Here is a 25,326-nt window from a genome sequence, read left to right on the forward strand (position 1 = left end):
GAAATTTTTTTCAATTACTCCTTGACAAATAGGTCTATTCATGATAGACTGAGCTTAAAGAAAGGGTCTATCCAAAGTAGACCAATGGCAAAATCCTTGGAAGTATGCCGCCTTAAAATGGAAAGGAACGATGACTGCTATGAAGAAAGTACAGTTGGCCGAAGGGGAGCTGAGGTTTGCAGAGCTCATCTGGGAGCGGGAGCCGATTGCTTCCGGCGATTTGGTAAAGCTCTGTGCCGACCGGTTCGGCTGGAAGAAATCCACCACCTATACCGTCCTGAAAAAACTTTGCGAGCGGGGGATTTTCCGCAACGAAAACGCCTGCATCAGTTCTCTCATCAGCCGGGACGAGTATTTTTCCATGCAGAGCGAGCAGTTTGTGGAGGACGCCTTCGGCGGGTCGTTGCCTGGCTTTCTCACGGCTTTCATGGGCCGAAGGAAACTGAGCGGCGGGCAGGCGGAGGAATTAAAGCAGCTCATCGATAGCTACAAAGAAGACTGAGGATGTACCTTTTGTACAGTAAATGCCTCTCAGGCCTCAGCGCCTTAGAAAGGAATGATACTCATGATGGAAGGGATTTTTAAAACGGTGCTTCAAATGAGCGCCACGGCGGGGTATGTCATCCTGCTGACGTTCATCGTAAGGCTTTGTCTCAAAAAAGCCCCCAAAATTTTTTCATACTGTTTGTGGGCGGCGGCCTTTTTCCGCCTCATTTGCCCCGTGTCCTTTGAAAGTGCTCTGAGCCTCATCCCCCACGGCCGCCAAATGGGAGATGCTGTCCCACCTTTCGCCGGGAGGATGCTCTCGGTCACCGGAACGGGCGGGGCGGACCCCTCCGGCGTGACAGTTGCGCCGCCTCTGCCGCCCGCCGCGCCATCCGGTATGACGCCAGCTGAACGGTTCTGGCTCGCCGCCGGAGCGGTTTGGATCGCGGGAGTGGTGCTCCTCCTCCTCTACAGCACCGTCACCACAGTCATGCTGAAACGAAGCCTCAAAAACGCCGTTCCCGCTGGGGATAACGTCTACGAGGCCCCGAACTTGCAAACTCCATTTGTACTGGGCTTTTTCCACCCGAACATCTACGTTCCCGCCGGGCTATCCGGCCGGGAGCGGCAGTATATCCTCGCCCATGAGCGGACCCACATCCGCCGGAAAGATTACCTCATCAAGCCCCTTGCCTTCTTTATCCTGTGCGTTCACTGGTTCAACCCTCTTGTTTGGGCCGCCTTTTTCCTCTTGGGCAAGGATATGGAAATGTCCTGCGACGAGCGGGTTCTGAAAGACTTGGGTCCCGGCATCAAAAAGGACTATTCCTCCTCCCTCTTGTCGTTTGCCTCCGGAAGGCGGTTTGTCGGGGGAAGCCCTCTGGCCTTCGGAGAGGGGAGCGTCAAATCCCGCATCAAGAATGTGCTGAGCTATAAAAAGCCCGCTTTCTGGATTTTGTTGGCCGCCCTTTTCGCGGTGATCGGTGTTACCACCGCTCTCCTCGCCAATCCGAGAACATTCGATTACGCCAAAGCGGAGGCGGCGGCTCTGCGGTTCTCCACTTCGGAGACCGAGCCGGAAAAAATCGGAACCGCTGCCTTCGAGCACTACTACGGCACTTTTCAAAAGAAAAACGTCCCCGACGAATATCGCTTGGACGACGTTTCCCTGAAAAGCATCGAGCTCAGCGCCGGCGACGAGGCAGAATTCCTCGCCATGATGGAGTTTACCTACACCGCCGGGGAAAAATGCCTTCTGCTTGAGGGTCCTGCGGACAACAAAGAGCAGTGGCAGTCCATCCGGGTCAAGAGCCTCGGTAAAGGTGACTACGAAATAGTCGCAATCGGGAAACGGGTTGATAATCAGGGCCTCCTCACCGCCGGGGACGCCCAGGGCATCACCGTCCAGACCGACGGCGACCGCCCCGTCAGCGCCGAGTTCGGCCGGACCCTCTGGCGGGACATCGCGGTGACGCCCCAGATGATGGAAAATGAGCTCTACACCATGAAGGGCTTTCTGTTTTCTGTATCCGAGGCAAAAAAAGGCATTTGGCTGGGTCTGCGGTTTTCAGACCAGAAACCCCGGAGCTCCGAAGCGGTAGGCCTTATCATCGACGGAAAAAAGGCGCCCGGCGCTTATCCGTCCCAATATATCGGCTGTGACGTGATGGTCCCTGAAAAGCCGGGCCGATACCACGTTTACATCGACCTGACCTGGCCGGACGGCACCCCGGAAACCATCTATTTTCCCATCACCGTCTGGGAGGGGAAAAAGCCTCAGGAACCCCCTGTGGGCGCCCGGGAACGCTCCTACTCGGTTGTGGCTGATGATAACGCCCCTATCGGCTGTGAATTCGGCATCGACCGAAACAATACTGACGCCCTGACCCTTCTCAGCAAGCTCCAGTCCTTAAACGGCTTCTACTACCAGATTGGTACCACCGACAACCAGTATGTAAAGCTCCAGTTCCATGACGAAAAGCCGCAAAGCGTCTATCTGCGCCTTGTCGGCTCCAACGGCTGGCAGGAGGAATACCCCATCGACAGTGAGACCTACCATATCAAGGTGCCGAACGGCATCGGCTGGTACAACTATTTCGCCGACATCACCTGGGAAGACGGCGCCACAGAAACTGCCTATTTCTGGGTCAAGGTGGATAAAGATGCCCTACAGCCCACAAATCCTTGGGATTCCACCATCGACGACGGCTCCGGTGAAAAGGTGGAGCTGATGGAAAAGCTTCAGCTTTCGTCCATGTTCAACCCCGCCTGGTACGGCGCCATAAATCCCTACCGGGTCGGCGGCCCTTTGGAAATCTACTGTGTCGATGAGGACGCAGTCAAGGAGGCCATCCGCTTCATGGGCATCACCGATGAAATCGCCTACTTTTCCTGCACCTACAGCCGGGCGGAGCTGGAAAAACTCTATGAGGAGCTCCGGCAGGAGAAACTGATTCAAAAGGCCCTCCAAAACGGCTATATCCGCCTTTCTGTCGACATCACAAACCCGGCGGTCCAGCTTTCCATTGTTCCCCTCTGCGATTTTGAGACCGAAAATCAGATTCTCGATTTTGCAGAAAACCACCCCATGTCGGAAGGTATTGCCGTCTCCATTACCTAACCTAAATAAAAGAGGGTGCTGCCCATGTGGGGAGCACCCTCTTTTCTCATTTTAGTTTCCCTGTAAATCCACCATCGTCACAAGGTGGGGAATCTCAAAAACTTCGGGCAGCGTCTCCATGTAAGCCCAGTGTTCCTTCTTAAACGCCTCGATTTCTTCCCGAGGCAGGGAAGAGGCCCCCACACCCCGGCAGGCGATGGTCCGCCCGTGCCAGCTTTCCCGCGTAAACGGCACATTACTCACATACCCCAGCGCCTCGGCGCACTGAAACAGCGTTTCGCTTCCCTTGGGCGGCTCCGGCTCGTACCGTCTCATCCCGCCGCCGGTCCAATGGGGATTGTATTTGAGTACCAGCTTTTCGGTGCCCATGGCGATTTCGCTTTCAAAGGGGAGCCAGCCCATGAACAGCAGGAGGAGATGCCCATGAGGCTTCAGCATTCGATGGATTTCCGGGAAAATCCGCGCCGGGTCGAAATACCAAAAGCACTGGGCCGCCGTAACGAGCTCGAAGGCCCCGTCCGGAAGCCCCGTCTCCTCAGCGGGAGCGGCTAAAAACCGGATGTCCATCCCGCTTTCCGCCGCCAGCCGCCTTGCCTCCCTGATTTGGTTCTCCGCAAGGTCCGCCCCCGTCCAGCGCGCGCCGTACCGGTACATGTTCCGGGGAATGACCCCGGTGCCGGTTCCCAGGTCGAGGCACTCCTGCCCTGAAACACCCAGTCCGCGGCTCGCGATCCGCTCATAGAACTCGTCGGGGTAAATGTCCCGGAACTTGGCGTAATCGGCGGAAGTGCGCCCCCAGTCGAAAGCTTTTCCGTGGTCGATATCCTTGTTCTGAATCATCTGGCTTACTCTCCTTTCTGTTGCACAAAACCCCGGCAAACGCTTGCCGGGGTTTTTCCGATATGCTATTCCGATAATTCCCTGAGCTGTTCTTTGGTCAGCCGGTAGGTACTCCACCCGTCCATGGAGCGGGCCCCCATAGAGCGGTAAAAATCGATAGAAGGCTGGTTCCAGTCGAGGCAGCACCACTCCATCCGGCCGCAGCCCTCTTCGTGGGCCAGCTTCGCCAGATACAAAAAAAGCGCCTTGCCAAAGCCCTTACCTCGGTATTCCGGCCAGACAAAGATATCCTCGATGTACAGGCCGGCTCTCCCCATAAAGGTGGAGAAATTGTGAAAAAAGAGAGAAAATCCTACCGGTACGCCACGGAGTTCCCCGATGATGACTCTTGCCGACTGCTTTTTAAACACCCATTCTCTGAGCAATTCCTCAGTGGCCACCACTTCCGGAAGCATTTTTTCATACTCTGCAATCCCTTTTATGAATTTGAGGATCAGCCCCACATCCTTTTCTTCTGCGAACCGGATGGCAAATCCCTCTGTTTTTCTGTCCATGGTCAAACGTCCTTTCGTCCTTTATGAGAATTTCACTGGTGGGACGGCATCTCCCGCCGACGTTAAAATTGCGGCAGAGGATAGCAAAGCTTCTGATGCACGTATTTGGGCCGCAGCACCTTGAAATCCCGAAACTCCGCCTTGCTGCAGTAAACTCCCAGCCCCACCCGGTTGCTCCCGGGATGACAGATGGGCTCTGGGTCCCGCATCTCGACGATGACTGCGTTATCCACCGCCAAAAAGCAGCGGTCACCGATGATGCCCGCCTGTATGTGGTACTCCCGGCCCGATTCCGGCTGGAACGCGCCCGTGAGCGCCTGCACCCGGCAGTCCGGGTATTTTTCGATGCCTGCCCGCCCGGTCCACCAGCCGCCCAGGCCACCGATGTAGCCCGTACTCGCGTCATTATTGAATTTATCCCATCCGACGGCCCGGAAGGTAAAATTCAGGTCGTTTTTACAGGGGGAAACGAGAGTCCCGTAAAAGTCCAGCATCACGTCGCCGGGAAACTGCTCGTGGGAGTAGATGAGCCCGCCCCGGTTTTCCCGGATGCAGCCCAGAAGCACGCCGTTTTTTATCGTCCAGCCGCCGCTGGCCACCTCCCAGTTGTCGCCCACCTTTCCGCTGAAGTCATCGTGGAAGAGAAGCTCGGATTTTTCGGGGTAAACCGCGTTATCGAATACGTAAAACATTTTTTCCTCAATTCTGTTATGCCTCCGGCGCAATGCGGCTGGGGGAAACGATTTCTCCATAGTAGTTGGCGTAGGAAACAAGCCCTTCCTTGCCATTATAGGGGAGCCGCGGCTCTAAAAGCTCCGGAATCTCCGGCAAGACACCGTTTAAATAATCGGACAGCTCTTCAATGGCGGAGCGAATGCGGATGAGCAGCGCACCGTAGCGCATATCCTGCACGTCCCAACCAAAGGGCTTGTAGGTTTTAAACCAGAGAGCCTTATGCAGCCGACGCAGTGTTTCCACTTCCTCGATAAGATTGGGAAGATACAGCTCCACGAAAGCAGCCAGCTGCTTTCGATCTTCACCCAGATAGGCTTTCCGGATCTGAAGGCCCATTTCCGCCTTGATCGAAAGCACCCGCGCCACTTGGGCGTTGAAGACAAACAAATCTTTGTAATTCTCGTTTTTCTCTGCCGATCTTTTAAATTTCTCTGCAAGGGAAGCGTAATGCTCCCTGAGGGGCAGTCCCTTGATATTTTCGTCAAACAGCCCAGTGAGAATATCCTGCCACATCAGGTATTTGGACGGATTTTTCTCCTCAGGGTTGCCCGGCTTACAGCCGGGGGTTTCGTCCAAAAACTGCAAATTGTAAAAATCTCCGTATTTGCCGCCGGTGCAGAAGTAGAATCGGTTTCGCAGATGATCGTTGCCAAAGGCCTCTACGTAGCCGTGTTCAGCAAACAGGCACAGCCCTAAAAGGGATGCCATGAGGTTCCCCTCGGTGCCATTGTCGCCCCATACGGTGGCGAACACCTCTTTGACGCCCTGCTCCTTGCAGGCGGTCAGCGCGGCACCTGTCACCGAAAAAGTCTTGGCCCAGTTGACGCCGAATCCCAGCCAAGTCCAAATGCCTCCCGCAAAAATTGGCTCACCCAGCTTGCGGTGCTTTGAGATAAAAGACTCATAGGTGTCCTTTGCATAATGGTAATAGTCCCAGTAAACCAGCTTGACCCCCGGCGGAACCTGCTCTGCGGCCTCTTTTGGAATTTCGGTTTTGGGGTTGTAATAATCGCCGTCGGGAGAGTAGGCACGGAAAAACATATCGCTCCACATCATAGGGGAAAGTCCCAGGCTTTGCACGATTTTCATAACTTTTTTCAGGTGGGAAATCATGATGTGTCCCGCCGGAACATAACCGTGCTTGTCGAAATACTTTCCATGGCCAAGATGCCAGGCTTCGTCCATACCGATGTGGATACGTTTGGTGCGGAAGGGCTTGGACGCCGTCTTGATCAAGTGCCGGATAAAATCGTAAGTGCGTTTTTCATCGGGCAGGAGGGTCGATGGGTTTTCGGTGATATTTCCGTAAACCCCTTTCCAGCGCAGAGGCTCGTAAAGGTGAGCCAAGGTCTGGATGCACGGGATCATCTCGATACCGAACAGTGCGGCATAATCGTCGCATTCCCGCAGCTCTGTTTCAGTGTATTTGCCTCTCATGTAGCCGAAATAAGGCTCTTCTTTTACTAAAAACCCGTCTTCGCAGTAAAGCATCAGCATGTTGAGCCCCATCAGGGCCATTCTTCGGAGAAAGATCTTAACTGTCTGTACAGTGGGAACCGCATTTCCCTGGGACGTGTCGAGCATGACTCCGTTTGTGGTAAACTGTGGATTCTCCAATAAATGAAAGCTCTTATTCTCATAAGATAATTCCTGTAAAAACCGGCCGAATCCCCGGAAAAAATGGATTGTTTCCGAATAGGAAATACAAACTCCCTGCTCCAGGTCTCCTGTGACCGTAAGAAGCCCATCTCGGGCCTGTACTGCCCGCACTGTAATTGCATCTGCGTCCTCACAAAGGCAGAACCCATATTCCTCGGTAAATTCCAGCAGCCCTTCCTCAAATTGGGCGCCGTCTATCAGTTTTATTTTCAACATACGGGGAGCCTCCTTACCTGGGTAAAATCCCATTACGCATACATTTCTATTCTACGGAACACATAGGAAAAAGTCAAGGAATTTCTATTGTTTATCTGGTGAGAAAAGAATTGTGCAATTGGGAGTTTTTCTTGCTTTCGCTTTCAAAAGTCAGTATAATGATAGTTAAAATAACTTCACAACGGATTTTGACTTCTGCCCAACTGCTCCGCAGTAAAAGCCATCGTCCAAAAGCAGTTTTCGGTCTGATGCATCATAGACTGATATGAGGGGAATCCTCATAAAAAACATTTTACACCATTCAGGAGAAAACAGCATGAAACATTTATTAACTGGCTCAAATATCTGGGCCATCCTTGGAATTTTTGGAGCCCTCTGTCTCATCGGGGTGTTTTTGTGGCGGGAAAATAACATCATCGGACTGACCCAACAGGAGTTTGTAAGCCGTGACCTGCCAGAGGGATTTGACGGCTACCGTATTCTTCATATTTCCGACCTGCATAACAAAAGCTTCGGCACTGGGCAGGAAAAGCTCCTGAAAATCTGCGCTGATGTATCCCCCGATCTGATCGTCATTACCGGCGATTTGATCGACAAGCGCCGGACCCGGCTTGGAGATATCGACCCCGCCCTCAATCTTGCAAACGGTGCCGCCCGGATTGCCCCCACCTTTTTTGTCTGCGGAAACCATGAAATCACCGCCGGTTATTACGACCGATTTCGTCTGGAGCTAATGGAATGCGGCGTGGCGGTGCTAGACGACGAAACTGTAGAACTCCATAGGGGAGACGACGTGATCACCCTGGCGGGTATTCAAAATGTCAATGTGTTTTCCGATGTGCGGAAAGAGGGAAAAGCGGCGGAAGAGAGCTTCCGTGTCCGGCTCCGGGAATTATCCAGTCAGGTTAAGACCCCTTTTTCGATTCTTCTGTCCCACCGTCCCGATCTTTTTGAATGGTATCTGGATGCGGGATTTTCCCTTACCTTCTGTGGCCATGCTCACGGCGGCCAGGTGCGGATACCGGGACTGGGGGGAGTTCTCGCTCCTAACCAGGGATTTTTTGGGAAATATACCGCTGGTCTGCATATAAAATCTGGCCGCGGCATGAACATCAGCCGGGGACTGGGCAATAGCGGCTTTCCCATCCGGCTTTTCAACCGTCCCGAGGTGGTTTTGGTTACCCTGCGCCGAGAGAAATAGAAAGTATTACTTAGGCAGGTGCTCCATCTGCTCTTTTCCGCTCGTCCGGAAGAATGCCCACCTGCAAAAAAACAAAATCCCCGGAGTGCCCCGGGGATTTTGTTTTTAAAAAGGATGTTGAAATACTTGGAAGAGTTAGAACCTTGCTGCGAGAATTATGTTATCATAAAAAAGTTAAAAAGATTGTCGTTTTCTGCAATGGAATCAAAATATTTTCGGAAATTGGAAGTTGATTTTTGCGCAGTAGTGCGGTAAAATGAGACCAGTTCACTGTACTTTCGCAATGCAAGAAGATCGACGCGGAAGATTAACGGCATGTCCGGTCGATTCGCTGCGCAGTGTATTTTATGACAAGAAAGGATGTTTACAATGGCGATTGAACCCGTTCGGGATTTTTTTAAACAATATGGAATTGAGGAGCGCATCCGGGAATTTGATGTTTCCAGCGCTACCGTTGAACTGGCAGCACAGGCGCTCGACTGTGAGCCCGCCCGCATTGCCAAAACCCTCTCGTTCCTTTCCGGGGATGGATGTATCCTCGTCGTCGCCGCCGGCGACGCCAAGGTGGACAACGCAAAATTCAAAGCCCAGTTCGGTATAAAGGCAAAAATGCTCACTCCCGATCAGGTGTTGGAGTTGTGCGGTCACGCAGTAGGAGGAGTCTGCCCCTTCGCTGTCAAGGATACCGCCAAGGTTTATACCGATATTTCCCTTCAGCGGTTCGAAACGGTGTATCCCGCCTGCGGAAGCAGCAACAGCGCCATTCCACTTAGTTGTGATGAATTGTTTACTTATTCCCAAAGCATTGATTGGATCGACGTCTGCAAGGCTTGGCAGAACACAGACATCTAATAACAAAAAGTTTTATGAAAAAAGCATTCTTTTCAGAAGAGTGCTTTTTTATTTTTTCTATCTCTTATCAATCGTCACTTTTAAAAAAGATAAAAATATTTTAGATATTATGCACCAGATATTAATCACATTTTCGTACATATTATTTGAAATTTTTCAAAATACGACGAAATATATCTTAAACAACCAAAAAAACGCATTAAAAAAACAGAAAATTCAAAATTCGACAAATTACGCGATAACATTATGCTATGATTTTATTGCAACATGATCTCAACTCAATCAAAAATTCGAATACCCATCATGCAGAAACACAGGCCTGGAATTTCCCAGGCCTGTGTTTTTCCAAAATATATGACATATTATTTTAGAAAATTATTTTCTAAAATAATTGAAATATCTGTCAAAAGCGCTATAATAAAATAGTAAACGCTTAGGCGGGCGATGTTTCTAAACGTGCTGCCCGCATGGAAAGGAGTTCCGACATGATAACCTACTCCCCAATCCCTGGCAGAATCATTGATCTGATTTACGCGCAAATGATCCGGTATGATTATTCCGGATGCCTCAGGGCGGCCAATGAACAAAAATTGTTTGTAGAAGACTGCCATAGCATGGTGCATGAAGGCTTTCATAAAAGTCAGTTGCCGCAGGAGCAGGTCCTCAGCGTTCTTTTTGCCGTCCATAAAGGGGACTGCTGTTTCAGCCGTTTTGTTCGGGCTTCTAAAGGATTATTTCGTTTCCCGTCTATTTCCGCCTTTCTCGACTGGATCCGTCGGATGGAACCCACTTACTTCCTATCGCATGTTCTTCGAATATTTGACCACCGTTCCTTGCTTTTAACGGATTACGAGAACAGACTGCGGGACAGCTGCAAACTGCTTTCGCTGATTCAGTCTTTTGAATTGGAAGAAAAGTACCAGTTTTACCTGTTGAGCCTATGTCTGGACGGAAAGCACTATCTGCAGGAACTGCATCATAGCTTTGTCCAGTGCGCAAGACTTCTGGAAAAAGTGGAATTGTGGGCTTCCGCTTCAAGCAGCCTCAACACCGCAGAAAACATGGATGAGGAAAGGTTATTTCAGCTTCTGGACATACCATTAGAAGCCAAAGAGACCGTTCGTTATTCTATCTGCACTCTTCCCGACGGTTTGGTGCGAATTTTCACCAAATCGGAGGAACTGGAAATCATCATCGGCTGCAATGCCTGCTCTCCGCTGGAGCAAACGAATCCCGATTCGCCCGACCTTCAGCTTATCGGTAACGCCTTGAGCGAACAGAGGAGACTGGATATCCTATCTGTTATCCGCGGCAGGGAACTATATGCAACCGAAATCGCAAAAGAACTTGACGTCTCCAATAATACTCTCTTTTACCATATGAACATGCTTTGTGAGGCAAAGCTTCTCACCGCCCGCACCTCTGGGCGAAAGGTGTTTTACTCCGTTGACCCGAAGACACTGAAAAAACTTTCAATTTACTTTGATCGCCTCTACCGGCGGATCGTCAGGGAACAACAGCAAGGGAAAAAAGTACCGGCCTCCGACGTGCGTCAGTCTGACAGCAGCTTTGAAAAATAAGCCCGGTTCAGTTTGACTGCTTCCGATTGAGGTTTTGTTTCCGCCGCCTTTTCATTATAGCGAAAGGCAGTTTCGTGTTCTCCCAGCCGGTCGTAGCAGACGCAGAGCTGAAGATAGGGGATGTAATCGTAGCAGTCGGTCAGCACAAATCCGCCGGACTGGTCGTTGCGGGGGCGGGAAGCGGCGGTCTCATACCAGAAGATTGCCGTCCGGAGCTGTCCTCTGTCCATAAAGTGCTTTCCTAAATCACAACAGGTTTCCGCCCGGGGCGCGTCGTAGCTAAAGCTTCGCAGCAACATGCCCAAAGCGCTGTCCGGGTCATTCAAAGCGTAGTAGCAGGCGGCTGCTATCCGGCAGGCGTCGATACAGTTTTCTGCCCAGCCCTTCCCACTGTCCAAAAAAGCCCGGAACACCGTTATGGCGTCCTCATAGCGGCCGTGATAGTAGAGCTCCCGGGCGTAGTAGAACTGCTGCCGCGGTTCGAGGACAGCGCCTCCCGCCAGCATCGACTCAAAAATGCGCAGGTTTCGGTCCGGGTCCCCTGGACCGAGTTTTTGATGGGTCACCGCCGTTTCGGAGTAGACGATGTTCCCCCTGGGGGCGATGACCTCATGTATGGCCCCTTCCCAGAAAAATTCCCCGCTGTTTTTGATGAGCCGCTCCCGGTAATAGCTGAAGGAGGGAGTGCCGTCCTCATGAAATGCTGTGTGGTATTTCATCATGACGATATCGGTGGTGGACGGAAGGGATTCTTTCAGCTGCAAAAAGGATTCCCGGTCCTTTTCGGTGAAAACGTCGTCGGCGTCCAGCCACAGGATGTATTCTTTGGTCGCCTTGGAAAAGGAGTAGTTTCGGGCGGCGGCGAAGTCATCCCTCCAGGCGAAGTCACATACTAGATCGGCGTACCGCCCGGCGATTTCCTTGGTGCCGTCGGTGGAACCGGTGTCCACGATAATGATTTCGTCGGCGATGTCCCTCACGCTTTTGAGGCATCTTTCTAAAACAGCCTCTTCGTTTTTGACGATCATGCACAGGCTGATTGTAATCATAAAAAAATCTCCTTTATGCGGATTGTTTGTGTTTTATCATATGCGCTCAAAGGTTTTTTGGGGAATGGAACCGCCCCTTGTCAATTACCCGCAACTATACGATAATAACCTCACGGCGTGAGTCGAAGCCTTGTTCTACAAGCCTTCGGACGCCTGAGAGAACATTTTGTCGTCATCTGGTTGTGCCAAAGCAGAACTACGGCGGGGAGACCCGCCTGCAAATTCCTTCGGAATTTGCAGATGTGGTATAATATCCACAAATAGCACACAATGTGTGCTATGAGCCGCAGGCGCAATCATTTTGTCTCGCAAAATGATTTGTGGATGATTATCACCATAGCAAAAACGGCTAAAGCTGTTTTGCGCCGCTGAAAGCGGCGTGCAAGCCCTATGGGCTTGCGGATATGGTATAATAGCCTCACAAGCAAACAGCTTTGCTGTTTGCAAAGCGCCTTTAAGGCGCTTTTATCCCGCTGGCACGGGATAAGTGAGAACATTGTATCATAAATTTGCAAAAGGCAGAGCCTTTTGCGCGGGCTATGCCCGTTATCGTGGACTTCGTCCACTAATTTATGGTATAATAATGATATATGGTGTGCAAAAAAAGTAAACTGGCTGCCATCATCAAAACCGTGAAAACGGCAAACAAGCCCTGAATATCAATCATTGAAAGGAGAGGATGCCGGTGCGTACCTGGGAAACATTGAAACAGGCCTGCCTGAACTGCACCCGCTGCAAACTGGCCAACACCCGGACCCACGTGGTCGTCGGAAACGGGAACCAAAACGCCGATGTGATGCTCATCGGAGAGGGCCCCGGAGAGCAGGAGGACCGGCAGGGGATTCCCTTCGTCGGCCCTGCCGGACAGCTCCTGGACAAAATGCTTTTGTCCATCGGCCTTGAGCGGGCCGATGTCTACGTAGCCAATATCGTCAAATGCCGCCCGCCCGGAAACCGGGACCCTGCCGCTGACGAAAAAGAGGCCTGCATGCCCTTCCTTCGGTATCAGACCCACCTTGTGCAGCCGAAAATTATCGTCTGCCTGGGACGGATTGCCGCTCAGGCCCTCATCAGCCCAGACTTTAAAATCACCAAGGAACACGGCGTCTGGTACGAGCGGAAGGGTTTCTGGATGATCGCCACTTACCATCCCTCCGCTCTCCTGCGGGATCCGATGAAAAAACGCCCCGCCTACGAGGACTTAAAGCTTATCCGCCAGAAGATCGACGAAATCTGCCCGCCCTTAAAGCCGGACGGCCAATGAATAAAACTTCTTCTGTTGGGTCAAGGCGTTAGAAAAACCCAAAGCAAGCGGCGAATAAAAAGGAACCCGCTGATAAATTTATCAGCGGGTTCCTTTTTGCGCAAATATTGTTTTCCCTTCTTTTTCCGTTTCCTTCTCCATGGGCAGCAGCCTCGCGTCCTTGGAAAAAAAGGTTTTGTACCCCAGGGAAACGAAAAGCACCGTCGCCAAAGCGGTGGCCCCGAGAATCGCCAGCATGATGCCGATTTGGTACTTTATGGCGGTGAGGGGAAAGGTGCCCGACAGAATCTGCCCCGTCATCATCCCCGGCAGGGAGACGATTCCCATGGTCAGCATGTTGTTCATGGTGGGGAGAATGGCGCTGTCAAAGGCATCGTTGACGATCTGCTTCGTTGCCGCAAAGGGGGTAGCTCCCAGCATGAGGGAATTTTCGATCATCTCCCGCTTATCCGCCATGTCGCCGCAGAGCTTGTTGGCCCCAAGCGCAATGCCGGTCATGCAGTTACCCACCACCATGCCGGAAATGGGGATGAAATACTGGGGATTGAACCAGGGCCGCACCTGCAACACAACGATGATGAAAAAAGCTGCCGTCATCAGCGCCCCGAAAATCATCGAGACGGCGATGAGCCGTTTTAAGGCCCCCGACATGGGGATTTTGACCCGCTTGATGGCGTTGTAGATGGCAAATCCGATCATGATGGCCACCATGAGCACAGTGAGCCACCAGTGGGCGTGCCGGAAGACTACCATTAGGATCAATCCCATCACTGTCAGTTGGACCGTCATCCGGGTGGTGGCGATGAGGATTTCCTTTTCCCGCCGGATGCCCCTGCTCTTGAAAATGATGAGCAGAATCAGCACAAAGACATAGGCGATAGAAAGCTGTAAGATTGACAGATCCATGACGGCGTTTTCACTCATGGCTGACCCTCCTCACCGGACGAATTTCCTTCTTCGGGATGGGCGGTATTTTCCTCCACCCGCCCCTTGACGATGTGGACACGGGCCTCCGGGAACCGACCCGCCACCTGCGGCGAATGGGTGACCATGATGAGCTCTTTGCCCCGTTCCCGCACGAATTTTATCAAAACCTCCAGGATAAATTCCTCGGTTTTTTTGTCCAGAGCGCTGGATGGCTCGTCCAGCAGATAAGTCTCGGCGTCCATCAAAAGCACCCGCGCCAGGCAAAGCCGCTGCTTTTCCCCGCCGGACAGGGTGGCGCACCGGTCGTCGGGGAGCTTTTCCAGCTCCACCTCCCGCAGAATCTTCCGCAAAGCGCTTTCCGGCCGGGGAATCCGCCCGGAAAACAGCCGCCCGATCTGCAAATTGTCCCCGACGGTGCCGGGATAAATCACCGGCGTCTGCCCCAGCATCACCACATTCCGCCGCAGGGCCACACTGTCCATATGGGCCAAATCCTCCCCATTTCGGAGGATGACTCCCTCGTCCGGGACGATGAGCTTATTCAGCATCTTGAGCAGCGTTGTTTTTCCGCTGCCCGAGGCCCCCACGATACAGGTGATCTGCCGGTCGATGGTCAGCTTTGGGATATTCAGTATGTCCAGAAACCGCAAATTTTCGATGGTAAACATCCGTACTGTTCCTCACTCTTTGTTATTGAAGGGAAATTTCATCTGCGCCGCCTTGATGGATGGAAGCTTCCGGGGAACCACCGTTGCCTCAGGCTCGGGATAGCCGATGAGGGTGGGGGAGTCCGGATGGTGGTTTGCGGTGTTTTGCAGGATTACCTGCCGGGACGTGTTGGCGTAGCAGTACAGGCAGCCGTTTGTACAGCTGTCGTAAACGCCGATGTCGGCGCTCTGGATACAGCCGCAGGAAGCCCGCTGCCCCGGGTCTTTCCTGCCGCAAACGGGCGCGCCGATCACCGCTTCGGCAAATCCCTCGCTGATGCAGGCCTCCCGCGTAACGTCCCACCGATCGAATTTGGGTGCCTCGCAGCAGGCGGAAAGCGCCATCCCACGGTCTCGGGCGATGGAGGAAAACCCTTCTGCAACGTCTTTTATTTCTTCGTCCGTCCAGCCGTGCTCCGCCAAAGCCTTCCCGGCGGGTGAAAGCTTCCGATACCAGTCCATCAAGCTGAACACACAGCGCCCCGTATGGCCCTGAAGCCGTTTTGCCATCTCAGAAAACGCCTTCAGATGCCGTTTCACCGTCCAATCCGCCGATAAAATCACCGGGTCGTACCGCCAGACCATCTTCTTCGGCCCCAGCCGCTCCGACAGCCCGCAAAACGCCTTAATGAGCGCCTCTTTGTCCGGCAGGTTCGGCTCGATATCCCTGTCATAAGGGGTGATGGTAAACTGGAACCCGAATGGAATGCCGAAATCCTTGAGTTCGTCCAGATAGGGGAGCAGGGGGAGGGGATTCTTGGTCCAAAAGACGATGCCCTCCGCCTCTTCTTTTGAGAGGGAAATCCTGCTCAGCTGCCGCGGATTCCGCGGATTGGGCGCCAGGACAAAACCCTCTCGCATCCGTCTTAAAAACCACTGGGGATAGCAGGCCGGAATATCCGTCCGCCGGCTGGCGCTGATGAGCATGAAAATCCTCCTTTCCCTTTTTCTCGCTGAGATTAGTATACCACGTCTGCAAATTCCGTAGGAATTTGTAGGCGGGTCTCCCCGCCGCGGTTCTGCGTCAGCAGAACCGGATGATGATAAAATAAACGCAATGATAAAATGCTTGCATTTTATCAAGCCGCTCTATGCGGCCAAAGGTTTTCGGCGAAAACCTTTGCAATTGCGCTTATTATACCATAAATTCAGTGGACGAAGTCCTCGATAGCGGGCGAGGCCCGCGCAAAAGGCTTTGCCTTTTGTGAATTTATGATACAATGTTCTCACGTAATCCGCAAAGCGGGATAAAAGCGCCTTTAGGCGCTTTACAAGTGGATTTGCGACTTGTTTGTGAGGTCATTATACCATTTTTAGGGAAAAATGAAAAGATGGACAAAATTTTAGAAAGTTTGAAGATTTTCTTGCAACTTTTGCGTAAAAGAAATATAATAGTCTTTGATTTGTGATCGGAATAGAAAACGGGCCTCCCCCAAAAACGGCGGGCAGGCCGTGTCTTTTTCCCGCTGAAAACGCATAGGAATGGAAAAAGAACTCTGCGCGATGCAATGGACTAACTGATATTGTTGGACGGAAAAGCGCCGGTTATGCGCTTCGTCCGACGCCGGAAAGGAATGACTGTAAACATGCAGATTTGGGAGATTATCAAGGCGGCGATTTTGGGGATCATCGAGGGCATCACCGAGTGGCTGCCCATCAGCAGCACCGGGCACATGATTTTAGCCGACGAGTTCATCCGTTTAAACGTGTCCGACGCGTTCAAGGAAATGTTTTTCGTCGTCATCCAGCTGGGGGCGATTTTGGCGGTGCTGGTGCTCTATTTCCACAAGCTCAATCCCTTTTCCCCGAAAAAATCCGCCGGGGAGAAAAAAGAGACCTTCTCCCTCTGGGGCAAAGTCATCGTCGCCTGTATCCCCGCGGCGGTCATCGGCCTGCTGTTCGACGAAAAAATCGACGAACTCTTTTATAACTACATCACTGTGGCGATTACTCTCATCCTCTACGGCGTCCTTTTCATCGTCATCGAGAACCGGAACAAAAGCCGCGCCCCCAAGGTGAACGCCTTGGCCGACCTTTCCTACCAGACGGCCCTCTTCATCGGCATGTTCCAGGTATTGTCCCTGATCCCCGGCACCTCCCGTTCCGGCGCGACCATCCTGGGCGCCATCCTCATCGGCACTTCCCGGTACGTGGCGGCGGAGTTCACCTTTTTCCTGGCCATCCCCGTCATGTTCGGCGCGAGCTTACTAAAGATCGTCAAATTCGGCTTTGACTTTTCAGGCAGCGAAATCGCCATCCTCCTCACCGGAATGGTCGTCGCCTTCGCCGTGTCGGTGTTCGCCATCAAGTTTCTCATGGGCTACATTAAAAAGCACGACTTTAAGGCTTTCGGCTGGTACCGCATTGCCCTGGGCGTCATCGTGGTGGGCTACTTCCTCTTAAAACAATTTGTATTCTAAGGATTTTGCCCATCAGAAACGGAGAAAAATATGGCGAAGCTGAGAAAAATGCTCTGCAACATCGACTCCCCGGAATGTGTCTCCCTCATGGCCCTGATGGAGACACAGAGCAAGAAAACCCTTGCTTCCTGGGCGGTGGAGTACGCAAAAACCCATTATCTCCCCATCTATGAAGCCCAGTACTCCGAGGACCTGCGCCTCCGCGGCACGGTGTCGGCCTGTGAGCAGCACCTGACGGGCGATATGCCCCTGAAAAACCTGAAGCCGCTCCTCCGGGAGGCGGCGCAAATCGCCCGGGATGCCGAAAATCACCCCGTCGCCCAAGCGGCAGCCCGCGCCGTTTCCACCGCCTGTTCGTCAGTGCAAACACCAACCAGCGCATTGGGATTCCTGTTTTACGGGGCGGCTGCCGTGGCCTACAGCCGGGCGGGCCTCGAAGAAAAGCCGGAGACCTACGACGCTTTGGCTTCGGCGGAGCTCCAAGAGGCTTTGGCTTCCCTCCGGCAGTCCGCCGTCCCGGACGAGCCCCATCCCGCCAAAATCAACTGGAACTGCTGAGCCGCGCCCTTGTATCAACAGCGGATTCTCTCTCATATATTGTAGCAAAAGGTCGAAAAGTGACTGCTGCAAGAATAAATAGAGGGGAGCAGCCGTCGCCTTTGACGGCTGCTCCCCTTTTATGGTATAATTGATGTAAGGTAAACATAACATGGGGGCTTCTATGAAAAATAAAATTCGTGAGCTGCGGGAGCGGCAGGGCCTTACCCAGGAAGAACTGGGCCGTAAGGTCGGCGTCTCCCGGCAGGCCATCCTCGCTATCGAAAGCGAGAAATTCGAGCCGTCCATCTGGCTTGCCCACGACATTGCGGCGGTGTTCGGCTGCGCAATCGAAGAGGTTTTCCTCTTTGCCGAGAGCGAGCGGAAATCCCGTGCGGAAAAAAGCAGGAGGACGGCGGGCTGAAAGCAAATTTTCACACCGGGAGTTTTTTGACTTTGCCGTAAAAACCGGCCAAAGCATTGGGAAAGGAATATTGATTTTATGGCGATTCGGCAATTGCGTTTTTTTGACGACGAAATCCTCCGGAAAAAATGCCGGGAGGTAGAAACTGTAGATGACAGGATCCGTCTGCTCCTAAAGGATATGGCCGACACCATGTACCACGCCGATAACGGCGCGGGCCTGGCCGCCCCACAGGTGGGGATTTTGAGACGGCTTATCGTCATCGACGTGGGAAACGGCCTCATGAAGCTCGTCAATCCCCGTATCACAAGCTCCGGCGGCACCCAGCAGTGCAACGAGGGTTGTCTCAGCTTTCCCGGCAAGTGGGGGAGAACCGTCCGCCCCCAGTGGGTGACAGTGGAAGCCCTCAACGAACGGGGCGAACAAATCCGCGTCAAAGGCAAGGGCCTATTGGCCCAGTGCCTCTGCCACGAAATCGATCACCTGGACGGCGTCGTCTTACCCGACCGGGTGACGGAATGGCTCGTGCCTTAGGAAACGGCGGAATCCCATTCCGCAAAGAAAACGAAAAAAGCGTCCGGTTTGACCGAACGCTTTTTTCGCACTCAGGGATGCTCGCCGCAGTTTTGACAGAACCGGACGCTTTGGGGATTCTTATGCTCACACTTGGAGCAAGTCCAGGAATCTCTTGGCAGTTTGGCATAAGAGTTAGAAACAGCCATTGTTTTTTTCGGCTCCGCGCCCTTTACTTCGTTTTGGATACTGCGAATAGTGTGGGCGGTCGATTCAATGGAACCGGCTAGGGAATCGACCCGATCCAGAATTTCCCCCAGCACGAAGAAAAGCAGAAAGGCCAATACTCCGCTTACCACTGCCGTCAGAAAAACCGTCCAGCTGAAACCATAGTCAATGTTTCCCAATATGATGCCGGAAATAATAGAACCGATCAGCAGAATGAACGAAACGACTTTACAAGCGATTGACATAAAATCCCTCCTATTTTCAATTTAGTTTATTATAATATATTTTACATATTTTGTCAATTAAAACTATAAATTATATTAACAATAAACAAATAGGCGCAAAAAAACGGGAACGCTTTCGTTCCCGTTTTTTTCCTACAGCTCGAATTCCTCCGGCGGATTGCCGGAAAAATCGGAGATCACCGCCTTTGCATCGTCCAGATAAAAAATCAGGAAATCCGGGTTGTCGGCGCTTTTGTAAATGCTCTTCACCAGCGGATTCCCCTCGATTATCTGCTCCTTGACCGCCCGGTCGCCGGAAAAGGCCGCTTTGCCGCTCATGCGGATCCACCGGGAATCGGCGCTGCTGGCGCATAGCTCCACATAAGGATTTTTCTGCATCTCCTGATAGACGTTTTTGCCTTTTCCTGTGCAGAAATAGAATTTTCCGTCTTTTTTCAGCATGAACTGAAACGGCCGGACTTTGGGCTTTCCATCCAATCCCACGGTGGCAAAGTATTGAACGGGGTTCTCGGTCAGAAATTTTACGACTTCATTCAATGAAAAAACCTCCTTTGACGCGGTAAAATAGGCGGCGCCCGCCTTCAGCTTCATCATATACCCAATTTCTGGAAATGTAAAGGTCAAATAACAAAAAACGCTGCGAGACGTTTTTCACGCCCCCTGCCACCTTTTTATTCCACCATTCTGTCAAAGAAAAAGCGGAGGCGCACTCTTCGCACCTCCGCAATGTTTTTGCCTTATGCCTTATGTTTTTCTGCGCTCAGCAGCCCCTGTTTGATGTCCCAAAGCTTCTGGGACAAATCCACATAGTAGGTGTGGGGATTTTCAAACCGCTTGACTTCATCCCATAGAGCATCCACCTCTGCCCGGCAGTAATCCTTGATGGACTGGATGTCCGGCAGGTCGTAGACAAGCTCTCCGCCCTTGAAAATGGGCTTCAGCAGTTCCCGCGCCATAAAGTCTGAGAGCGTTTTCCGTTTCCAGGTGAAGTTCGGGTCGAAGATTTCCAGCGGCTTCGTCTCATCAACCACCTCGTCGTGGACGCAGATCAGGTCGGCGATGGCCTTGCCGGTTTCTTTCTCCGACAGCCGGTACACCTTCTTAAAATGAGGGGTGGTCACCTTGCCGGCGTTCTCGCTGATCTTGATTTTCGGGAGGATCGTCCCGTCGTTGCCCTCCTTGGCCGCCAGCTTGTAGACCCCGCCGAAAACCGGGTCGCTCTTGGCGGTGATGAGCCGCTCGCCCACCCCGAACAGGTCGATTTTCGCCCCCTGTAAAATCAGGTCCCGGATGATGAACTCGTCCAGCGAGTTGGAGGCGACGATTTTGCAGTTCGGCAGCCCCGCCTCGTCCAGCATCTTCCGCGCCTTCTTCGACAGGTAGGTGATGTCCCCGGAATCCAGCCGGATGCCGCAGTCTGTGATGCCTTGGGGCAGCAGCACTTCCTGAAACGCCCGGATGGCGTTGGGCACGCCGCTTTCCAGTACGTTGTAGGTATCCACCAGCAGGGTGGCGCTGTGGGGGTAGAGTTCACAGTAGGCCTTGAACGCCTCGTACTCGCTGTCGAACATCTGCACCCAGGAATGGGCCATAGTCCCGGTGGCGGGGACGCCGTAGTCCCGGTCGGTCATGGTGCATGCGGTTCCAGCACAGCCGCCGATAAACGCCGCCCGCGCCCCCAAAACCGCCCCTTCCGCCCCCTGTGCCCGGCGGGAGCCGAACTCGGCGATGGCCCGCCCCTCGGCGGCCCGGACGATGCGGTTTGCTTTCGTTGCGATGAGAGACTGGTGATTCAAGGCCAGCAGCACATAGGTTTCGATGAACTGCGCCTCAATGGCCGGGGCCCGGACGATGAGGATGGGTTCCCCCGGAAAGACCGGCGTCCCCTCCGGTACCGCCCAGATGTCTCCCGTAAAACGAAACCCTCTCAAATAGCTTAGAAACGCCTCGTCAAAAATACCCTTTCCTTTTAAATAGGAAATGTCTTCCTCGGTAAACCGCAAAGAGCGGATGTAATGAACTACCTGTTCCAGCCCGGCGGCGATGGCGAACCCGCCCCCGTCGGGAACCTGCCGGAAAAACACATCGAAGTAGGCGATGTCGTTTTGCATCCCCTTTTTGAAGTACCCGTTGGCCATGGTCAGCTCATAAAAATCGCAGAGCATGGTAAAATTACGCTGATCCAATTTGATTCGCTCCTATCTATCGGTTTGTAATTTGGATTTGCAGCCCTGCCATCACGTCCAGGGCCTCTTGGTGGAGATTTTTGTCCGCCCCCGCCGTACAGGAGGCGTCCACGGTGATTTGGGCCTCGGGAAGGGCGGCTTTCGCGATGACGGCATTGGAGATGACGCAGATGCTGGAGACGAGCCCCACAAACTCCACTTCATCATATTGCCCTTTTTTCAGCAGTTCTCCCAGCTCCAGGCTCCCGAAAGCGCCCTTTTCGGTGACCGCCGCCGCTTTTTGCAGATAATCCCCGGTTTTGCCGTACAGTTTCCAGCCGTCGGATCCTTTGACGCAGTGTAAAACCGGCAGGTTTTTCCCCTCCAGCGTGTCTAGGTAATCCTCCCCGTGGGTGTCGAAGGTAAAAATCAAATCTCCTCCCGACTGGAGATTCTCCTCTATTTTGGCGGCGATTTTTTCATCCAGTTTTTCCGCCCCCGGAAACCCCAGGCTCCCCGAAACAAAATCCTTTTGGTAGTCGACGACGACCAATGCCTTTTTCATCAAAAACACGCTCCTTTCTCTTTTAGAATACCGCAGTGCTTCATTACTTTTATCTTAACCGTTTTATCCCGCTTTGTAAAGCGAATAAGGGGAATAAATATGCAAACTTCCGGCTCAAGAGCTGGTTGAATCGGAAAATTTAGCCGGTTCAACGGCCGCTTGTTAGACAAAAGGGAAGAATTCCTCTATACTGGCATCATACGGTACCGTTCAGTTCAATCCAAAATCAGAATGCGGATATGATGTGAAATATTTGTTCCCGCGGCCCTGGAAGATAGGGAAGACTGGAACAAACCAAAAGGAAGGGTGACTCAAATGACATTTTCTATTGAACAAATCGGACGCAGGATTTCTGGGCGCAGAAAAGAGAAAAACATGACCCAGATGGAGCTGGCTGACCGGATGGGCATCAGTTTTCAGGCGGTGAGCAACTGGGAGCGGGGAAACTCCATGCCCGATATCTCAAAACTCCCGCAATTGGCGGAAGTACTTGATTTATCGCTGGACAGCCTCTTGGGAAACGGGGAACCCGCCCAGCTGCTCAGGCATGCGGCGGAAGGAAAAACGGAGGCGTTTGTCCGTGAAAATCATGTGCCGCAGCAGGTTTTTGAAGAGGTGGCGCCCATGCTTCCGCCGAAGGACGCGGACGTGGTATTTGAGCATACGGCGCCGCCTTTCGATTTGACGGACATCGCGGAGATTCTCCCGTTTATCAGCGACAGCCTCATTGACGATCTGTTTCGGAAAGGCGTGGAAAATAAAAATGATCAGGACTTGGACGATTTGGAAGAGCTTCTGCCCTTTGTGAGCTCTGCCCTCCTCGCCGAAATGGTGGAGCAGCGTCTCTATCGCAGCGAAAAGGTTTCCTCCTGTTTCCCCTTTCTTTCCGAAGATCAGGTAGACCGGGTGAGCGCCAAAATCTATGACACCTACGGCCTGGAAGGGATGGAAGACCGGGACTGCTTTCCCTTTATGTCGGAGAGGGCGCTTGCAGAAACGGCCCGGCTGGAATTTGAAAAAAGCGGCCTGAACGACATGGATATTCTGGCCCCTTTCCTCAGCCAGAATCAGCTCCATGAACTGGCGAAAAAAGCAGTCGCCAAAGACGGCGTCAAAGCGATTGTTCCCCTCGCGCCTTTTTTGGATAAAAGCCTGCTGGAAGAATGGGTCAAAGAATTGTTCTGACTGAATTTTCGTCATGCCGCCGTCAGGGCGGCATGTTTTTTGGAAAAATGGAAAGCAAGCTTGACATTTTAATCCAACTATGCTATTCTGTTGATGGAAAGCTAGCTTTACATCAGAAAGGACGACCGACATGCAAAACAAACTGGAGGAGTTCCGCAAACGCCGGGGCATCCGGCAGGAGGAACTGGCAGACGCCCTGGGGGTGTCCCGTCAGACCATCGGTTCGCTGGAAAACGGCCGGTACAATCCGTCCATCCTGCTGGCGTTCAAGATTGCCCGGTATTTTGACACAACCATTGAAGAGATTTTTTTGTATGAGGAGGAAACAGACCATGAATAAGCCGATTCGCGTGATTTTGCTCATAATGGGCCTCGGGCTCTTGGCCGCGGGAGCCGTTTTTATGAAGATGGGAATGTTCGAGGAAATAAAGGCCTTGCCCGGCGTGATGATCGGCGTGGGAGCCGGACTCTTCGGCCACAGCCTGGGCGCTCTCATCCAGGCGGGAACCTTAAAGCGCCATCCCGAGGATGCCCGGAAACTTCAGATCGAGCAGACCGACGAGCGCAACGTCGCCATCAGCCGGGAAGCTAAAAGCCGCGCCTTTGACGTGATGGGCTACGTCTACGCCGCGCTGATGCTGGCCTTAGTCATGATGGGCGCCGAGCTCATGGTGGTTTTGCTGCTGGTGGCCGCCTATCTCATTACCTACGGCGTAATGATTTACGAGCTGAACCGCCTGCATAAAGAAATGTAAGGCTGTCCTTTTTAAAGGAAGTGGAATCACTCCGCATAGCCTCCACATATACTGTACTATATTTTATTTTTATATAAGAGGTCCGGTTTTGCCGCCTTTCAGCGGACAAAATTGAGGACGAAGTCCTCAAAGGACTACTTCGACGATAAACGCAGTTTACCTGCGTTTATCGTACCGTATTTCATTATGATGCAAGAAGCCCGGTTTTGTCGACTTGGCGCTAAAATTGAGGACGAAGTCCTCAAAGGGCTTCTTGGGCGATAAACGCAGTTTACCTGCGTTTATCGTACCATAGAAAGGGAGGCTATGCTTATGGTGATACATGTAGTAAAACAAGGCGACAGCGTTTATTCGGTGGCGCAGGAATACGGGGTTTCGCCGGACCGGGTGCTCATCGACAACGGGCTCACCGACGATTCTGAACTGGTCATTGGCCAGACCTTGGTGATCCTCTATCCAGAACAGGTACATACCGTGAAAGCAGGGGAGACCCTTCGTTCCATTGCATTGCAGTACGGCTCCACCGTGATTCAGCTCTATCGCAATAATCCCCAGCTCCGGGCCCTGCCGTCGCTGATGGAAGGGGAGGAACTGGTGATTTCTTTTCAGCAGCAGAAGGAAGGCGCCCTGTCGGTCAACGGCTACGCCTATCCCTTCGTCGACCGGGATCTTTACCGGGAAACCATGCCCTACCTGACTTTTGTGACACCCTTCACCTACGGATTTACTGCGACGGGGGAGCTGGTGGATCTGGACGACGAATTCATGATCGCAGAGGCCCGAGATTACGGTGTTGCCCCGCTGATGCACCTGTCAACCCTGACGGAGGAAGGCGGCTTCAGCAACGAGCTTGCTCACATCGCCCTCAACGAACGGCAGGTGCAGGAAAATCTCATCGACAACATCATATCCACCATGCAGCGAAAAAACTATTACGGCCTGGATGTGGACTTTGAGTACGTCCTCCCCGAGGACCGGGACGCCTATACCTCATTTATCCGCAATTTGAGAAACCGCCTCAATCCCCTGGGCTACGAGGTGACGGTCGCCCTGGCTCCCAAAACATCAGCGAACCAACGGGGCCTCCTTTACGAGGGCCACGATTTCCGCGGCTTGGGCCAGGCGGCAAACTGGGTGCTCCTGATGACCTACGAATGGGGCTATACTTACGGCCCCGCCATGGCCGTCAGCCCCATCAACAAAGTGCGGGAAGTGCTGGATTACGCCGTCACCGAAATCGACCCCAAAAAAATTTTCCTCGGCATGCCCAACTACGGTTACGACTGGACCCTCCCTTTCGTCCAGGGAGAATCCAAAGCCACTCTGATCTCCAACGTCCGCGCCGTGGAAATCGCCCGCCGGTACGGAGCGGAAATCCAGTATGACGAGACCTCCCAGGCCCCGTTTTTCCGCTACTACGACGAGGAGGGGAGACAGCACGAGGTGTGGTTCGAGGATGCCCGCAGTATACGGGCCAAATTGGCCTTGGTTCCTGAATATGGCTTTGAGGGTGTGGGCTACTGGAACCTGATGCGTCCTTTTCCTCAAAATTGGACGGTGCTGAACGCCTTGTATCACATTCGGAAGAAACTCTAAATA

Annotated in this window: 26 protein-coding genes; 14 read left to right on the forward strand and 12 right to left on the reverse strand. The window is 52.7% G+C overall.

The window, feature by feature from the left end; genetic code table 11:
* Positions 1-139 precede the first annotated feature (139 nt).
* Both H8710_RS08165 and H8710_RS08170 read left to right on the forward strand, forming a co-directional pair.
* Complete coding sequence (locus tag H8710_RS08165) at positions 140-502, forward strand: BlaI/MecI/CopY family transcriptional regulator (protein ID WP_249294995.1); 363 nt, start codon at positions 140-142, stop codon at positions 500-502.
* 54 nt (positions 503-556) lie between these two features.
* Positions 557-3,106: a M56 family metallopeptidase gene (locus H8710_RS08170; protein ID WP_249294996.1), complete on the forward strand. Its 2,550-nt coding sequence runs from the start codon at positions 557-559 to the stop codon at positions 3,104-3,106.
* Positions 3,107-3,157: 51 nt separating this feature from the next.
* On the opposite strand, the gene H8710_RS08175 is transcribed toward H8710_RS08170, so the two are convergent.
* The 4 genes from H8710_RS08175 to H8710_RS08190 form a co-directional block, all read right to left on the reverse strand.
* Entirely contained in the window at positions 3,158-3,946 is a 789-nt protein-coding gene (locus H8710_RS08175; RefSeq protein WP_249294997.1) for a class I SAM-dependent methyltransferase, read from the reverse strand.
* Positions 3,947-4,011: 65 nt separating this feature from the next.
* Positions 4,012-4,500: a GNAT family N-acetyltransferase gene (locus tag H8710_RS08180; RefSeq protein WP_249294998.1), complete on the reverse strand. Its 489-nt coding sequence runs from the start codon at positions 4,498-4,500 to the stop codon at positions 4,012-4,014.
* A 62-nt stretch (positions 4,501-4,562) separates the two neighbouring features.
* Positions 4,563-5,192: a hypothetical protein gene (locus tag H8710_RS08185; protein ID WP_249294999.1), complete on the reverse strand. Its 630-nt coding sequence runs from the start codon at positions 5,190-5,192 to the stop codon at positions 4,563-4,565.
* Positions 5,193-5,208: 16 nt separating this feature from the next.
* Entirely contained in the window at positions 5,209-7,110 is a 1,902-nt protein-coding gene (locus H8710_RS08190) for a beta-N-acetylhexosaminidase (protein WP_249295000.1), read from the reverse strand.
* Between the two features lie 316 nt (positions 7,111-7,426).
* On the opposite strand from H8710_RS08190, the gene H8710_RS08195 reads away from it, so the two are divergent.
* The 3 genes from H8710_RS08195 (at position 7,427) to H8710_RS08205 (ending at position 10,743) form a co-directional block, all read left to right on the forward strand.
* Entirely contained in the window at positions 7,427-8,311 is an 885-nt protein-coding gene (locus tag H8710_RS08195) for a metallophosphoesterase (RefSeq protein WP_249295001.1), read from the forward strand.
* Positions 8,312-8,680: 369 nt separating this feature from the next.
* Positions 8,681-9,163, forward strand: coding sequence for a YbaK/EbsC family protein (locus H8710_RS08200; protein WP_249295002.1), 483 nt, complete (start codon positions 8,681-8,683; stop codon positions 9,161-9,163).
* A gap of 485 nt (positions 9,164-9,648) precedes the next feature.
* Positions 9,649-10,743, forward strand: coding sequence for an ArsR/SmtB family transcription factor (locus tag H8710_RS08205; RefSeq protein WP_249295003.1), 1,095 nt, complete (start codon positions 9,649-9,651; stop codon positions 10,741-10,743).
* Here H8710_RS08205 and H8710_RS08210 read toward each other — a convergent pair.
* The gene (locus H8710_RS08210; protein ID WP_249295004.1) at positions 10,716-11,792 is read right to left on the reverse strand and encodes a tetratricopeptide repeat-containing glycosyltransferase family 2 protein; all 1,077 of its coding nucleotides are present in this window, start codon (positions 11,790-11,792) and stop codon (positions 10,716-10,718) included. The genes H8710_RS08205 and H8710_RS08210 overlap by 28 nt on opposite strands.
* Positions 11,793-12,471: 679 nt before the next feature.
* Here H8710_RS08210 and H8710_RS08215 point away from each other — a divergent pair.
* Complete coding sequence (locus H8710_RS08215; RefSeq protein ID WP_249295005.1) at positions 12,472-13,056, forward strand: uracil-DNA glycosylase; 585 nt, start codon at positions 12,472-12,474, stop codon at positions 13,054-13,056.
* 81 nt (positions 13,057-13,137) lie between these two features.
* Here H8710_RS08215 and H8710_RS08220 read toward each other — a convergent pair whose 3' ends face one another.
* The 3 genes from H8710_RS08220 to H8710_RS08230 are packed head-to-tail and all read right to left on the reverse strand — an operon-like array spanning position 13,138 to position 15,617.
* Positions 13,138-13,980: an ABC transporter permease gene (locus H8710_RS08220; protein WP_249295006.1), complete on the reverse strand. Its 843-nt coding sequence runs from the start codon at positions 13,978-13,980 to the stop codon at positions 13,138-13,140.
* Complete coding sequence (locus H8710_RS08225) at positions 13,977-14,651, reverse strand: ABC transporter ATP-binding protein (RefSeq protein WP_249295007.1); 675 nt, start codon at positions 14,649-14,651, stop codon at positions 13,977-13,979. Before H8710_RS08225 ends, H8710_RS08220 begins: the two co-directional genes overlap by 4 nt.
* Before the next feature lie 12 nt (positions 14,652-14,663).
* Positions 14,664-15,617 (reverse strand): DUF1848 domain-containing protein, encoded by a 954-nt coding sequence (locus tag H8710_RS08230; RefSeq protein ID WP_249295008.1) that lies wholly within the window; start codon positions 15,615-15,617, stop codon positions 14,664-14,666.
* Positions 15,618-16,276: 659 nt separating this feature from the next.
* Between H8710_RS08230 and H8710_RS08235 the strand changes: the two genes are divergently transcribed.
* From H8710_RS08235 to def, 4 genes are all read left to right on the forward strand, one after another.
* Positions 16,277-17,110, forward strand: a complete 834-nt coding sequence (locus tag H8710_RS08235; protein WP_249295320.1) for an undecaprenyl-diphosphate phosphatase — start codon at positions 16,277-16,279, stop codon at positions 17,108-17,110.
* A 30-nt stretch (positions 17,111-17,140) separates the two neighbouring features.
* Positions 17,141-17,668, forward strand: coding sequence for a putative immunity protein (locus H8710_RS08240; RefSeq protein WP_249295009.1), 528 nt, complete (start codon positions 17,141-17,143; stop codon positions 17,666-17,668).
* Between the two features lie 163 nt (positions 17,669-17,831).
* Entirely contained in the window at positions 17,832-18,071 is a 240-nt protein-coding gene (locus tag H8710_RS08245; RefSeq protein WP_249295010.1) for a helix-turn-helix transcriptional regulator, read from the forward strand.
* A 78-nt stretch (positions 18,072-18,149) separates the two neighbouring features.
* Positions 18,150-18,605 carry a peptide deformylase gene (gene def / locus H8710_RS08250; RefSeq protein WP_249295011.1) on the forward strand — a complete coding sequence of 152 codons (456 nt, stop codon included), beginning with the start codon at positions 18,150-18,152 and terminating at the stop codon, positions 18,603-18,605.
* 71 nt (positions 18,606-18,676) lie between these two features.
* Here def and H8710_RS08255 read toward each other — a convergent pair whose 3' ends face one another.
* The 4 genes from H8710_RS08255 to H8710_RS08270 all read right to left on the reverse strand — a co-directional run bounded on the left by H8710_RS08255 (position 18,677) and on the right by H8710_RS08270 (position 21,787).
* Complete coding sequence (locus H8710_RS08255) at positions 18,677-19,057, reverse strand: zinc ribbon domain-containing protein (protein ID WP_249295012.1); 381 nt, start codon at positions 19,055-19,057, stop codon at positions 18,677-18,679.
* A 132-nt stretch (positions 19,058-19,189) separates the two neighbouring features.
* Positions 19,190-19,594 (reverse strand): pyridoxamine 5'-phosphate oxidase family protein, encoded by a 405-nt coding sequence (locus H8710_RS08260; protein WP_249295013.1) that lies wholly within the window; start codon positions 19,592-19,594, stop codon positions 19,190-19,192.
* A gap of 200 nt (positions 19,595-19,794) precedes the next feature.
* On the reverse strand, positions 19,795-21,243 hold the full coding sequence (locus tag H8710_RS08265; protein ID WP_283242819.1) for a nicotinate phosphoribosyltransferase: 1,449 nt from the start codon (positions 21,241-21,243) through the stop codon (positions 19,795-19,797).
* 16 nt (positions 21,244-21,259) lie between these two features.
* Positions 21,260-21,787 carry a cysteine hydrolase family protein gene (locus H8710_RS08270; protein ID WP_249295014.1) on the reverse strand — a complete coding sequence of 176 codons (528 nt, stop codon included), beginning with the start codon at positions 21,785-21,787 and terminating at the stop codon, positions 21,260-21,262.
* A 315-nt stretch (positions 21,788-22,102) separates the two neighbouring features.
* Between H8710_RS08270 and H8710_RS08275 the strand changes: the two genes are divergently transcribed.
* The 4 genes from H8710_RS08275 (at position 22,103) to H8710_RS08290 (ending at position 25,323) form a co-directional block, all read left to right on the forward strand.
* Positions 22,103-22,972 carry a helix-turn-helix domain-containing protein gene (locus H8710_RS08275; protein WP_249295015.1) on the forward strand — a complete coding sequence of 290 codons (870 nt, stop codon included), beginning with the start codon at positions 22,103-22,105 and terminating at the stop codon, positions 22,970-22,972.
* A 130-nt stretch (positions 22,973-23,102) separates the two neighbouring features.
* Positions 23,103-23,312 carry a helix-turn-helix transcriptional regulator gene (locus H8710_RS08280; protein ID WP_249295016.1) on the forward strand — a complete coding sequence of 70 codons (210 nt, stop codon included), beginning with the start codon at positions 23,103-23,105 and terminating at the stop codon, positions 23,310-23,312.
* Entirely contained in the window at positions 23,305-23,727 is a 423-nt protein-coding gene (locus H8710_RS08285; RefSeq protein ID WP_249295017.1) for a hypothetical protein, read from the forward strand. The genes H8710_RS08280 and H8710_RS08285 overlap by 8 nt, the downstream gene beginning before the upstream one ends.
* A gap of 312 nt (positions 23,728-24,039) precedes the next feature.
* Complete coding sequence (locus H8710_RS08290; protein ID WP_249295018.1) at positions 24,040-25,323, forward strand: glycosyl hydrolase family 18 protein; 1,284 nt, start codon at positions 24,040-24,042, stop codon at positions 25,321-25,323.
* The last annotated feature ends 3 nt before the right edge of the window (positions 25,324-25,326 follow it).

The sequence above is a fragment of the Fumia xinanensis genome, from assembly GCF_014384905.1.
Taxonomy (GTDB): Bacteria; Bacillota; Clostridia; order Oscillospirales; family Ruminococcaceae; genus Fumia; species Fumia xinanensis.

Excerpts from the sequence above, each read along its gene's own strand:
- H8710_RS08165 (WP_249294995.1), top strand. The coding sequence starts at position 140 with ATGAAGAAAGTACAGTTGGCCGAAGGGGAGCTGAGGTTTGCAGAGCTC.
- H8710_RS08170 (WP_249294996.1), top strand. The coding sequence starts at position 557 with ATGATACTCATGATGGAAGGGATTTTTAAAACGGTGCTTCAAATGAGC.
- H8710_RS08175 (WP_249294997.1), bottom strand. The coding sequence starts at position 3,946 with ATGATTCAGAACAAGGATATCGACCACGGAAAAGCTTTCGACTGGGGG.
- H8710_RS08180 (WP_249294998.1), bottom strand. The coding sequence starts at position 4,500 with ATGGACAGAAAAACAGAGGGATTTGCCATCCGGTTCGCAGAAGAAAAG.
- H8710_RS08185 (WP_249294999.1), bottom strand. The coding sequence starts at position 5,192 with ATGTTTTACGTATTCGATAACGCGGTTTACCCCGAAAAATCCGAGCTT.
- H8710_RS08190 (WP_249295000.1), bottom strand. The coding sequence starts at position 7,110 with ATGTTGAAAATAAAACTGATAGACGGCGCCCAATTTGAGGAAGGGCTG.
- H8710_RS08195 (WP_249295001.1), top strand. The coding sequence starts at position 7,427 with ATGAAACATTTATTAACTGGCTCAAATATCTGGGCCATCCTTGGAATT.
- H8710_RS08200 (WP_249295002.1), top strand. The coding sequence starts at position 8,681 with ATGGCGATTGAACCCGTTCGGGATTTTTTTAAACAATATGGAATTGAG.
- H8710_RS08205 (WP_249295003.1), top strand. The coding sequence starts at position 9,649 with ATGATAACCTACTCCCCAATCCCTGGCAGAATCATTGATCTGATTTAC.
- H8710_RS08210 (WP_249295004.1), bottom strand. The coding sequence starts at position 11,792 with ATGATTACAATCAGCCTGTGCATGATCGTCAAAAACGAAGAGGCTGTT.
- H8710_RS08215 (WP_249295005.1), top strand. The coding sequence starts at position 12,472 with ATGCCGGTGCGTACCTGGGAAACATTGAAACAGGCCTGCCTGAACTGC.
- H8710_RS08220 (WP_249295006.1), bottom strand. The coding sequence starts at position 13,980 with ATGAGTGAAAACGCCGTCATGGATCTGTCAATCTTACAGCTTTCTATC.
- H8710_RS08225 (WP_249295007.1), bottom strand. The coding sequence starts at position 14,651 with ATGTTTACCATCGAAAATTTGCGGTTTCTGGACATACTGAATATCCCA.
- H8710_RS08230 (WP_249295008.1), bottom strand. The coding sequence starts at position 15,617 with ATGCTCATCAGCGCCAGCCGGCGGACGGATATTCCGGCCTGCTATCCC.
- H8710_RS08235 (WP_249295320.1), top strand. The coding sequence starts at position 16,277 with ATGCAGATTTGGGAGATTATCAAGGCGGCGATTTTGGGGATCATCGAG.
- H8710_RS08240 (WP_249295009.1), top strand. The coding sequence starts at position 17,141 with ATGGCGAAGCTGAGAAAAATGCTCTGCAACATCGACTCCCCGGAATGT.
- H8710_RS08245 (WP_249295010.1), top strand. The coding sequence starts at position 17,832 with ATGAAAAATAAAATTCGTGAGCTGCGGGAGCGGCAGGGCCTTACCCAG.
- def (WP_249295011.1), top strand. The coding sequence starts at position 18,150 with ATGGCGATTCGGCAATTGCGTTTTTTTGACGACGAAATCCTCCGGAAA.
- H8710_RS08255 (WP_249295012.1), bottom strand. The coding sequence starts at position 19,057 with ATGTCAATCGCTTGTAAAGTCGTTTCGTTCATTCTGCTGATCGGTTCT.
- H8710_RS08270 (WP_249295014.1), bottom strand. The coding sequence starts at position 21,787 with ATGAAAAAGGCATTGGTCGTCGTCGACTACCAAAAGGATTTTGTTTCG.
- H8710_RS08275 (WP_249295015.1), top strand. The coding sequence starts at position 22,103 with ATGACATTTTCTATTGAACAAATCGGACGCAGGATTTCTGGGCGCAGA.
- H8710_RS08280 (WP_249295016.1), top strand. The coding sequence starts at position 23,103 with ATGCAAAACAAACTGGAGGAGTTCCGCAAACGCCGGGGCATCCGGCAG.
- H8710_RS08285 (WP_249295017.1), top strand. The coding sequence starts at position 23,305 with ATGAATAAGCCGATTCGCGTGATTTTGCTCATAATGGGCCTCGGGCTC.
- H8710_RS08290 (WP_249295018.1), top strand. The coding sequence starts at position 24,040 with ATGGTGATACATGTAGTAAAACAAGGCGACAGCGTTTATTCGGTGGCG.